This is a genomic window from Streptomyces sp. NPDC012888, from assembly GCF_042900645.1.
Lineage (GTDB): Bacteria > Actinomycetota > Actinomycetes > Streptomycetales > Streptomycetaceae > Streptomyces.
Genome location: NZ_JBIBBM010000015.1, coordinates 40,506 through 51,205 on the forward strand (window position 1 = coordinate 40,506; position 10,700 = coordinate 51,205).

The window sequence follows — 10,700 nt, forward strand, 5'->3', positions numbered from 1 at the left end:
GCGGGTACGGCAGATGCCTGACCGGTCGAACGCGCAGTTCGGGACGAGCGGAGCGGGGGCGGACGGACCCGCCCCCGCCGTCCGGATCACCGGCCTGTGGAAGCGGTTCGGTGACCAGATCGCGGTGTCGGGCATCGACCTGGAGCTGCCGGCGGGCCGGTTCATCGGCCTCGTCGGCCCCAACGGGGCGGGCAAGACGACCACCTTGTCGATGGTGACCGGGCTGCTGCGCCCGGACCAGGGACGGGTCGAGGTCGCCGGACACGACGTCTGGGAGGACCCGGCACAGGTCAAGGCCCGGATCGGCGTGCTGCCGGAGGGGCTGCGGCTGTTCGAGCGGCTCTCCGGGCGTGAACTCCTCGGCTACATGGGCCGGTTGCGGGGGCTGCCGGGCGCGGAGGCGGACAAGCGCGCCACCCAGCTGCTCGACGTGCTCGACCTCGCCGGTTCCCAGCACAAGCTGGTCGTCGACTACTCCACGGGCATGCGCAAGAAGATCGGCCTGGCGGCCGCGCTGCTCCACAACCCCGAAGTGCTTTTCCTGGACGAGCCGTTCGAGGGCGTGGACCCGGTCTCGGCGCAGACCATCCGCCGGGTGCTGGAACGTTACACCGCCTCGGGCGCCACGGTGGTGTTTTCCTCGCACGTCATGGAGCTGGTCGAGTCGCTCTGCGACTGGGTGGCGGTCATGGCGTCCGGCCGGATCCGCGCCGCCGGCCCGCTGGCCGACGTACGGGGCGACGCGCCCACGCTCCAGGCGGCGTTCCTGGAACTGGTCGGCGCGCAGGGCCTGAACGCCGGCGACTCCCTGGACTGGCTCGGCGGCGGGGCGGCGACCCGGTGAACGGCACCGTCGCACTCACCCCGGTCTTCGTCCGGCTCAAGCTGACCCTGATCCGCAACGGGCTGAAGGGCTCCACCAAGCGCAAGGCCGCGTTCGTCAGCTCGCTGACGAGCGTCCTGCTGGCCGCCGCGCTGACCGTGCTGCTGCTGGCCCTGCTGCGCGGCAGCGTGCACGCCGGCACGGTCACCGTCCTGCTCACGGGCATACTCGCGCTCGGCTGGGCCGTGATGCCGCTGATGTTCGCCGCCGGTGACGAGACCCTGGACCCGACCCGGCTGGTGATGCTGCCGCTGCGGCCCCGGCCGCTGGTGCGGGCGCTGCTGGCGACCTCCCTGATCGGCATAGGCCCGCTGTTCACCGTGTGCGTGGCGGTGGGCTCGGTGGTCGCGGTGGCCCGCGGCGCCGCCGGGTTCGCGGCCGGCGTGGTGGCGGTGCCGCTGGTCCTGCTGGGCTGCGTGGCGCTGGCCCGCGCCGTGGTCACCGCGAACGTCGGGCTGCTGAGCAGCCGCCGGGGCCGGGACCTGGCCGTACTCAGCGGGCTCCTGATCGCGGTCGGCGCCCAGTTCGTCAGCTTCGCCGCGCAGCGGCTGACCGAGCCCGGCGGGCTCGGCGCCCTGGAGCCGGCCGCGGCGGTGGTGCGCTGGCTGCCGCCGGCCACCGCGATCGGCATGGTCGACTCGGCCGGCCAGGGCGCGTACGGCCGCGCCGCCGCCCAGCTGGCCGTCACCGTGGCGGCGGTCCTGGGGCTGCTCCACCTCTGGGAGCGCAGCCTGACCCGGCTGATGGTCTCCCCGGACGGCTCCACCGTGGCCGCCGCGGCGCCCCGTTCCGGCGACCGTGCCGCCGACCGGCCGGCCGACGGCGGCCCGTGGGCCCTGCTGCCGGGTGGACGTCCCGGCGCGGTCATGCAGCGGACCCTCCGCTACGCCGTCCGCGACCCCAAGACCAAGTCGGGCTGGATCAGCGGCCTGGCGGTCGGCGCGATCGTGCCCGTCTTCAACGGCCTCCAGGGCACCGGCTCGATCTACTTCGCCTGCTTCGGCGTGGGCATGCTCGGCACCCTCATGTACAACCAGTTCGGCCAGGACACCTCGGCGTTCTGGATGGTCGCCCAGACCCTGTCCACCACCCGCGAGGCCTACGCCGAACTCCGCGCCCGCATGGCCGCGCTGCTGCTGGTGGCCCTGCCCTACACGGTGCTGGTCACCGCGGTCACCGCATGGGTGATCGGCGACTGGGAGTCCCTGCCGGACGCCCTCGGCCTCGGCCTCGGCCTGCTCGGCGCGATGCTCGGCACGGGCGCGCTGGCCTCGGCGTACTTCCCGTACTCGATCCCGCAGGAGGGCGCGTTCAAGAGCGTGGTCCCGGGGCAGGCGGGGCTGGCCGTGTCCAGCATCTTCGGCGGCATGTTCGCGTCGGCCCTGCTGTGCGCACCGCTGATCGCCCTGCTCGTCACCCTCCGCGTCACCGACCACCACGCCCTGCTCTGGCTGCTCCTCCCGGCCGGCACCGTCTGGGGCGCCTTTCTGGCCTGGGCCGGCCTCCGCCTGGCCGCCCCGAAGGTCGCCCGCAGCCTCCCGGAAATCCTCACGGCGGTCAGCAAGGGCTGACCCCGCGTCCCGCACGGTCTCCGGGGCCCGGGGGCCGGAGCTGACGGTGGCAGCCGACGCCGGTTCGGGGCTGCACCGGACGGCCGCGCCCGCGACAGGCGCCCGGGCAGAACCGGCCCTGCGGGACCGGGGCCGGGCGCGGCCGACCCAGCCCCGCGGGCGATCGAGGCGCCGGGGGCAGCGCCCCGCGAGGTCGGCCAGCGCCCCCGGCGGACCCGCTCAAACGCCGCTCGGGCTTGAGGGGCCGGGCGGAGGTGGCCCTGCCCTGCGGGATGGCGCCCCGGCGCGGGGGGCGCGGCCGGGTCAGGAGGGGGTGAGGATGGCGTCCAGGAAGGGTTCCAGCGCGGCGCGCCACGCGGTGGGGTGGTCGTAGTGGAGGTAGTGGCCCGCGTCCGGGACCTCCGCGTAGCGGCCGGCCGGGAGGACCCGGACCATCTCCTGGGCCTCCGCGCGGCCGAGCTCCCCGTCCAGGCCGCGGACGACCAGCGCGGGGCAGCGGACCTGGGCCAGCTCCTCCCAGTGCGCGTCGTGCACCCAGGTCTCGCGGGCGGTGAGCATCTGGCGGCGGGAGAACTGCGGGCGCCAGCCGTCGGGGGTCTGCCGCATCACCTCGGCGAAGAACGCGCCCCGGCCGGGGTCGGGCCGCTCGACCCGCGGGTCCTCCTCGCCGAACCAGCGGCGGGCGGCGTCCTGGCTGGGGAAGGGCAGCGGCCAGCAGCGGAACCAGTCCTCCCACTCGCGCTGGGAGGCCGCGCCGAGCGCGGAGGCGCGCATGTCGCAGATGACCAGGGCGGCGACGAGGTCGGGACGGCGCGCGGCGAGCTGCCAGGCGGTGAGGGCGCCCATGGAGTGGCCCACGAGGGTCACCGGGGCCAGGCCGAGCTGCTCGACGGCGGCCTCGGCGTCGGCCACGAACGCCTCCCGGGTGTACGGGCCTTCACCGGGGGCCTCGCTGTCCCCGTGCCCGCGCTGGTCGAGGGCGACCACGCGGCGGCGCCGGGCCAGCCAGCGGGCGGTGCCGGCCCAGTGGGAGGCGCGTCCCATCAGGCCGTGGAGTAACAGGGCGCCGGGGAGCTCCCGGCCCCCGGAGGCGGGCCCGGAGGCGGCCTCGCTCCCGGCTTCGGTGAAATCCCAGGCGGCCAGGCGCACGCCGCCGGTTCCCGTCACATCGATGCGCTGTACCACCGCAGATGCACCCCCTTCACTCCCGGCCAGACTATCGAACCCGTATTCGAAAATGGCCGTCCTGCCGGCAACACCGCTCTTTCGAGTGACCTTGCTCAAGGATTGGCCGCCGCTGCCGAGGGGAGATCTCCTTCGGGAGGACGGGCCGCTCGGGGAAGACGGTCCGAGGGGATGACCCTGAGAGCTCGGGGCTCCGGGTCAGCAAAGGGGAGGACCGGTCCCGGCGTCGCAAGACGCCGGGACCATCCCTACCCGCTCAACGCGCGGATCAGCGCTTGGCAACGAAAACGTGCGAGGCGATCTCCGCCTCCAGCTCGGCGGCCTCGCCGCCGCTGCCGACCAGCACCCCGCCCGGGGACTCGGTCACGCTCACCACCGAACCGGGCTGCACGCCCGCCCGCCGCAGCGTGTACATCAGCTGCGCGTCCGTCTGGATCGGCTCGCCGATCCGGCGCACGACCACCGTCTTGCCCTCGGTGCCAGGGTCCAGCTCCGACAGGCTCACCATGCCCTCGTCCAGGAAGGGGTCCGCCTCGGCCTTCTCGCCGAGCTCCTCCAGGCCGGGGATCGGGTTCCCGTACGGCGACTCGGTCGGGTGGCGCAGCAGCTCCAGCACGCGCCGCTCCACCGCCTCGCTCATCACGTGCTCCCAGCGGCAGGCCTCCGCGTGGACCTGCTCCCACTCCAGGCCGATCACGTCGACGAGCAGGCACTCCGCCAGCCGGTGCTTGCGCATCACCCGGGTCGCCAGCCGGCGGCCCTCCTCGGTCAGCTCCAGGTGCCGGTCGGTCGCGACGGCCACCAGGCCGTCCCGCTCCATCCGCGCCACCGTCTGGCTCACCGTCGGGCCGCTCTGGTCGAGCCGCTCGGCGATACGGGCGCGCATCGGGACGACACCTTCCTCTTCCAGCTCGAGGATGGTGCGGAGATACATCTCCGTGGTATCGATCAGTCCGGACATTCGTGCCCCTCGGATATGTTGCGCTGGCCCTGACCCCAATTCTGCCGCAGAGCGCGGACAACCGTCCCGAGCCGCCGAAGGGCAAGACGGCGGGTTCGCGCCGCCCGCCCGGCCCCGCACTCCCTCCACCCCCTCGGCCCCCTCGGTCCCCTCCGGCCCCGCGGTCGGAGTGACGGCCGTATTGACACGCCCTTGGTCCAGACCGCACGGTGAGCGGCGGACACGGACGCACCCCATCCACGGAAGGGCCCACGGCGCATGAGCGAGAGCAAGCTGGCCGGTCAGTTCCTCGACGCCGCCATCGGGCTGCTGCAGCGCGTCCGCGACGAGGAAGCCACGGCCATCGCCCGGGCCGGCACGGCCATCGCCGAAGCCGTCGCCTCCGGCAACCGCCTCTTCGCCTTCGGCGCCGGCCACTCCTCGCTGCCCGCCCAGGACGTCGTCTACCGGGCCGGCGGACTCGCCCTCATGAACTTCCTCGCCGTCCCCGGCACCGCCGGCGTCGACGTCATGCCGGCCACCCTGGGCAGCGCCCTGGAACGCGTCGACGGGCTCGCCGGAGCCGTCCTCGACTCCAGCCCCGCCGCCGCCGGCGACGTCCTGGTGATCATCTCGCTCTCCGGCAGGAACGCCCTGCCCGTGGAGATGGCCATGAACGCCCGCGCCCTCGGGCTCGAGGTCATCGGGGTCACCTCGGTGGCCTACGCCACCGGAACCAAGTCCCGGCACGCCTCCGGCACCTTCCTGAAGGACCACTGCGACATCGTCCTGGACAGCAAGATCGCCGTCGGGGACGCCGAACTCACCCTCGACGGCATCGACGCGCCCTTCGCCCCGGCCTCCACGGTGGTCACCAGCGCGATCATGCAGTCGGTGATGGCGGCCGCCGCGGGCGAGCTCGTCGCACGCGGCGTGGAACCGCCGATGCTGCGCTCCGGCAACGTGGACGGCGGCCACGAGTGGAACGGCCGCGTCATGGCCGAGTACCGCGACCGCATCTTCTTCCGCCACTAGGCCCCCCGGTACGCGCACAGGTCCAGGTCCGCGGCCACGCGGGCGGCGACCTCCTCCGCGTACGCCGCGTCCGCCCGGTCGAACGCCGGCCGTGACGGCCCCCGCAGGAACGTCAGCACGCCCAGGCTCCGGCCCCGGCTGCGCAGCACCGTGCACAGGCCGTGCGCCACGCCCTCCGGCCAGTACCGGGCCGCCGCCCAGCCGCCGGCCGGGTCCGCCGCGCCCCGCGGCGCGCTGACCCGCACCGGGCCCGCCCGGTCCAGCGCCTGGAGCGCCGGGTGCCCCTGCCCGTACCGCACCGGGATCGCTCCCGGCGCCGGCGGCAGCGGGGCCGGCGCCGCCGAGCCCGGGGGCGCCACGGCCGACCGTACGAGCCGGTCGCCCACTGCCACGTCCACCAGCGCGTGGTCCGCGAAGCCGGCCAGCGCGAACTCCAGCCGGACCGCCACGGCCTCCGCCGGGTCCTCACAATCGGCCGCGGCCCGGCCGGCACGGTGCAGCTGGTTGGACCGGAACCTCAGCTGCGCGGCGTCCTGCTCCACCTGCCGGGCCTCGGTGATGTCCTGGAACAGCCACCCCACCCCCAGCGGCACCGGCTCCGCCGCCAGCGGCGAGGCCAGCCGGAGGAACCCGCACCGCCAGCACCGCCGCCGCACCCCCTCCGGAGTACGCACCGACACCCACAGCTCCACCGGCCCCGGCGGCGGCCCCTCCGCCAGCACGTGCCGCATGGCCGCCTCCAGCTCCTCCACGCCCTGCACCAGCAGCTCCCCCAGCGGCCGCCCCAGCAGCGCGGTCCGCCCGGCCGCGAAGGCCCGGGCGGCGTGCGCGTTGACCACGGCGGGCCGCAGGTCCACGTCGACCAGCACCACGCCCCACGAGGCGTCGTCCATCAGCGCCTCGCTGAGCGCGATCGAACGTTCCAGGTCGACCTGGGCGTGCACCTCGCTGAAGGCGCAGTACACCCCGGCGGGCTTGCCGTCGGCGCCCGGCACCCCGGCCGACTGGGTCCGCACCAGGACCCGTCCGCCGTCCTTGGTCAACAGGGCGAACTCGTGCACCTGCCGCCCCGGGGTCTCCTGCGCGGACATCAGCCGGCGCTCCACGTCCGCCGCGTCGGCGGCCCGCGCCGCCCACCCGGCGAACCCCCGCCGCCCGACCGCCTCCGCGGCCGACCAGCCGAGGATCCGCTCGGCCTCCCGGTTCCAGTGCGTGACCACGCCGTCGGCGTCGAACGCGCACAACGCCGCGTCCATGCCGTCCAGCAAGGCGGCCAGCAGATCGTCGGTGGTCCCACCACGTCCGGAAGCACTCACCGGGCACCCCCCGCAGGTGTTCGCGTGTGCGGCACGTCAGATCATTCAACTGGAACGTGACGCAGCCCACACCGGCATTGCCGTATTGCCCCGGAAAAAATCGGTTGATCCGGCGCGGGCGGCTTCCTAGGCTGGCAGCACACTGAAAGGAGGTGGTCCAGGAAATGTACGGAACCCGGACGCGTGAGGTGGCTGCGGGCTGAGGCCCGTCGTCGCGACGCACCCAGTGCGGTGCCGGTGGGATCGCCGGCCCAATCCACAGCAGTCACCCGACCCGCGGGCTCGCCGGCACGTCCGGCCGGCTCCTCTGCTGCAGCAGAGGACCGAGCCCGCGGGTCGTCTGCGTTCCCGGCCAGGGTCAGGGTCAGGGGCAGAGGCGGTCCAGGCGCCAGCCGGAGCCCTCGCGGGTGTAGCGGAGGCGGTCGTGCAGGCGGTTCTCGTGGCCCTGCCAGAACTCCACCTCCTCGGGCACCACCCGGTAGCCGCCCCACTCCGGCGGTACCGGCACCTGCTCGCCCTCGGGATAGCGCCCGGCGAGGTCCGCGTAACGGCGGTCCAGTTCGGCGCGGGAGGCGATGACCTGGGACTGGTCGCTGGCCCAGGCACCCAGCTGGGAGCCGTGCGGGCGGGACCGGAAGTAGGCGGCGGTCTCGTCCCGGCCGGTGCGGGAGACCGCACCCGTGACGATCACCTGGCGGGCGATGGGGTGCCAGGGGAAGAGCAGCGCGGCCTGCGGGTTGGCGGCGATCTCGCGGCCCTTGCGGGAGCCGTAGTTGGTGTAGAAGACGAAACCCCGCTCGTCGAACTGCTTGAGCAGGACGGTCCGCGAGCTGGGCCGGCCGTCGGGGGTCGCGGTCGAGACGATCATGGCGTTCGGCTCGAAGATGTGGGACAGGGAGGCCTGCTGGAACCACACGGCGAACTGCGCCATGGGATCCGCGGCGAGGCTGTCCTCGGTCACGATCTCCGAACGGTACTGCTTGCGCATGATGGCGGGATCAAGGTCGTGGGTGGTCACCCGGCCATCCTGCCGCAGGGCCGCCCGGCGGGGTGTGCCGTATGTCACGCTTCCGCAGGCCATCGCCAGCCGCCAAAATCTTGAGGCCGGTCCGCTGGTATCCGTGCGGGTGACCACCGGCCGTGCCGGGCATCAACGGTGATGACCGCGACGGACCGCGAATCACGCCGGGAACCGCGCGTGTTCGCACTAGCTGAGGAGCCGCCTGATGTCCGACTTCGTACCCGGACTCGAAGGGGTCGTCGCGTTCGAGACGGCGATCGCCGAACCCGACAAGGAAGGCGGATCGCTCCGCTACCGGGGCGTCGACATCGAAGACCTGGTGGGCCACGTGTCCTTCGGGAACGTCTGGGGCCTGCTCGTCGACGGTGCCTTCAACCCCGGTCTGCCGGCCGCCGAACCGTTCCCGATCCCGGTGCACTCCGGTGACATCCGGGTCGACGTGCAGTCCGCGCTGGCGATGCTGGCGCCGGTGTGGGGCCTGAAACCGCTGCTGGACATCGACGAGCGGACGGCGCGGGACGACCTGGCGCGGGCCGCGGTCATGGCGCTGTCGTACGTCGCGCAGTCCGCCCGCGGGCAGGGCCTGCCGATGGTGCCGCAGCGGGAGATCGACAAGGCCGAGTCCGTGGTCGAGCGGTTCATGATCCGCTGGCGGGGCGAGCCCGACCCGCGGCACGTGAAGGCCGTCGACGCGTACTGGACCTCCGCCGCCGAGCACGGCATGAACGCCTCCACCTTCACGGCGCGCGTGATCGCCTCCACCGGTGCCGACGTCGCGGCGGCGCTGTCGGGCGCGGTGGGCGCCATGTCGGGGCCGCTGCACGGCGGGGCGCCGTCCCGCGTCCTCGGCATGATCGAGGAGATCGAGCGCACCGGCGACGCCGTGGCGTACGTGAAGAAGGCCCTGGACAAGGGCGAGCGGCTGATGGGCTTCGGGCACCGGGTGTACCGGGCCGAGGACCCGCGGGCCCGGGTGCTGCGGCGCACCGCCAAGGAGCTGGACGCGCCCCGCTACGAGGTGGCCGCGGCGCTGGAGAAGGCCGCACTGGAGGAGCTGCACGCCCGCCGTCCCGACCGGGTGCTGGCCACCAACGTGGAGTTCTGGGCGGCGATCATGCTGGACTTCGCCGAGGTCCCTGCGCACATGTTCACGTCGATGTTCACCTGCGCGCGTACGGCGGGCTGGTCGGCGCACATCCTGGAGCAGAAGCGCACGGGCCGGCTGGTCCGGCCGTCGGCCCGCTACATCGGGCCGGGTGCGCGCGACCCGCGCGACATCGAGGGCTACGCGGACATCGTGTCCGGCGCGCAGGCCTGACCGGGTCCCCCCGGCGGGGGTGAGCCACCGGGGCCGTGTTCCACGAGGTGGAGCCCGGCCCCGGCCGCGTTTTACGGGGGTCAGGCGGTCGCCGGGGGGAGGGCGGTGTCGATGACGGCGGCCCACTGGGCGACCACGCGGTCCCGGCGGGCCGAGTCGTCGGTCAGCAGGTTGGCGAGGCCGAGGCCGCGGGCCATGTCGAGGAGACCCTGGACGGTTTCCCGGACGCCGGGGGCGGACTCGTCGGCACCGAGGAGCTCCACGGCGATGCGGTGGGTCTCCCGGCCGACGCGGGCTTCGAGTTCGGTGACCCGGGGCCTGAGCTGCTCCTCGTTGCAGGCGGCCACCCAGAGCTGGAGGGCCGCCCGGAACAGGGATCCGGTGTAGAGGTCGACGAGGGCCCCGACGACGGCGGCGCGGGGGGCCGGGCCGGCGTGGAACAGGTCGCGCAGGGCGGCCGAGCGTTCCTCGGCGACGAACTCGACGGCCGCGGTGAACAGGTCCTCGCGGGTGGGGAAGTGGTACTGGGCGGCGCCGCGGGAGACTCCGGCGCGTTCGGCGACCACGGAGACGGTGGAGCCGGCCCAGCCCTGTTCGGCGAGGCAGGAGACGGCGGCTTCCAGCAGGTGGCGGCGGGTGACGCGGCTGCGGGCCTGCTTGGGGGCGGCGGTGCGGCCGGTCACAGCACCCATGACGGGCTCCGGCGGTCGAGGCGGGCGGTGATGCCCTCGTGGGCCTCGGCGGAGCCGAAGTGGCGGGCGGACAGGGCCGTCAGGGCTTCGCCGTCGCGGGTGAGGGCGGTGCGGACCGGCGCGGTGAGGAGTTCCTTGGTGGCGGCCAGGGCCCCGGGTCCGGCCTTGCGGAGGCCGTCGAGGACGGGCGCGAGAACCTCGTCGACGTCCGGTCCGTGGCTGGTCAGCAGTCCGATGCGGGTGGCCTCGGCGGCGTCGAACGCCTCCGCCGTCAGGAAGTAGCGGGCGGCCGCGCGCGGTTCGAGGCGGGGCAGCAGGGGCGCGGAGATGACGGCCGGGACGACCCCGAGGTGGGTCTCGGTGAAGGCGAACGTGGATTCCGGCCCGGCGGCGGCGATGTCACAGGCGCCGAGCAGGCCGAGGCCGCCGGCCCGGACGTGGCCGGTGACGCGGGCGACGACGGGCCGGGGCAGGGCGGTGATCTCGTGGAGCAGCGCGAGGAAGTCGGCCGGGTCGCAGGGGGACTTGAGGTCGGCACCGGCACAGAAGGTGCCGCCGGTGTGGGTGAGGAGGACGGCGCGGGCCTCGGGGTCGGTGGCGGTGGCGGTGGCGGCGAGGGCGGCGCGCAGTTCGCCGACGAGGGCCTCGGAGAGCGCGTTGCGGTTGGCCGGCGAGTCCAGCGTGAGGGTGGTGATTCCGCGCTCGTGCGCGGCCTGGACCAGGGGGGCCATGCAGCTCT

Annotated in this window: 10 protein-coding genes; 4 read left to right on the forward strand and 6 right to left on the reverse strand. The window is 74.3% G+C overall.

Annotated features, from left to right (window positions below):
* The first annotated feature begins 13 nt into the window (after positions 1-13).
* Positions 14-844, forward strand: a complete 831-nt coding sequence (locus ACFY61_RS24345; protein ID WP_389475021.1) for an ABC transporter ATP-binding protein — start codon at positions 14-16, stop codon at positions 842-844.
* Positions 841-2,454, forward strand: coding sequence for a transporter (locus ACFY61_RS24350; protein WP_389475023.1), 1,614 nt, complete (start codon positions 841-843; stop codon positions 2,452-2,454). Before ACFY61_RS24345 ends, ACFY61_RS24350 begins: the two co-directional genes overlap by 4 nt.
* Positions 2,455-2,757: 303 nt before the next feature.
* On the opposite strand, the gene ACFY61_RS24355 is transcribed toward ACFY61_RS24350, so the two are convergent.
* Together ACFY61_RS24355 and ACFY61_RS24360 are read right to left on the reverse strand one after the other, a co-directional pair.
* Positions 2,758-3,639, reverse strand: a complete 882-nt coding sequence (locus ACFY61_RS24355) for an alpha/beta fold hydrolase (RefSeq protein ID WP_389475025.1) — start codon at positions 3,637-3,639, stop codon at positions 2,758-2,760.
* 268 nt (positions 3,640-3,907) lie between these two features.
* Positions 3,908-4,600, reverse strand: coding sequence for a metal-dependent transcriptional regulator (locus tag ACFY61_RS24360; protein WP_389475027.1), 693 nt, complete (start codon positions 4,598-4,600; stop codon positions 3,908-3,910).
* 258 nt (positions 4,601-4,858) lie between these two features.
* Between ACFY61_RS24360 and ACFY61_RS24365 the strand changes: the two genes are divergently transcribed.
* On the forward strand, positions 4,859-5,614 hold the full coding sequence (locus tag ACFY61_RS24365; RefSeq protein WP_389475029.1) for an SIS domain-containing protein: 756 nt from the start codon (positions 4,859-4,861) through the stop codon (positions 5,612-5,614).
* Here the strand turns inward: ACFY61_RS24365 and ACFY61_RS24370 are convergent.
* The gene (locus tag ACFY61_RS24370; RefSeq protein WP_389475031.1) at positions 5,611-6,930 is read right to left on the reverse strand and encodes a PAS domain-containing protein; all 1,320 of its coding nucleotides are present in this window, start codon (positions 6,928-6,930) and stop codon (positions 5,611-5,613) included. The genes ACFY61_RS24365 and ACFY61_RS24370 overlap by 4 nt on opposite strands.
* Positions 6,931-7,294: 364 nt before the next feature.
* Entirely contained in the window at positions 7,295-7,918 is a 624-nt protein-coding gene (gene pdxH / locus ACFY61_RS24375) for a pyridoxamine 5'-phosphate oxidase (protein ID WP_389475318.1), read from the reverse strand.
* Between the two features lie 238 nt (positions 7,919-8,156).
* Between pdxH and ACFY61_RS24380 the strand changes: the two genes are divergently transcribed.
* Positions 8,157-9,269: a citrate synthase 2 gene (locus ACFY61_RS24380; RefSeq protein WP_389475033.1), complete on the forward strand. Its 1,113-nt coding sequence runs from the start codon at positions 8,157-8,159 to the stop codon at positions 9,267-9,269.
* Positions 9,270-9,349: 80 nt separating this feature from the next.
* Here ACFY61_RS24380 and ACFY61_RS24385 read toward each other — a convergent pair whose 3' ends face one another.
* Positions 9,350-9,961 (reverse strand): TetR/AcrR family transcriptional regulator, encoded by a 612-nt coding sequence (locus ACFY61_RS24385; protein WP_389475035.1) that lies wholly within the window; start codon positions 9,959-9,961, stop codon positions 9,350-9,352.
* Complete coding sequence (locus ACFY61_RS24390) at positions 9,949-10,692, reverse strand: enoyl-CoA hydratase family protein (RefSeq protein WP_389475037.1); 744 nt, start codon at positions 10,690-10,692, stop codon at positions 9,949-9,951. The genes ACFY61_RS24385 and ACFY61_RS24390 overlap by 13 nt, the downstream gene beginning before the upstream one ends.
* Between the last annotated feature and the right edge of the window lie 8 nt (positions 10,693-10,700).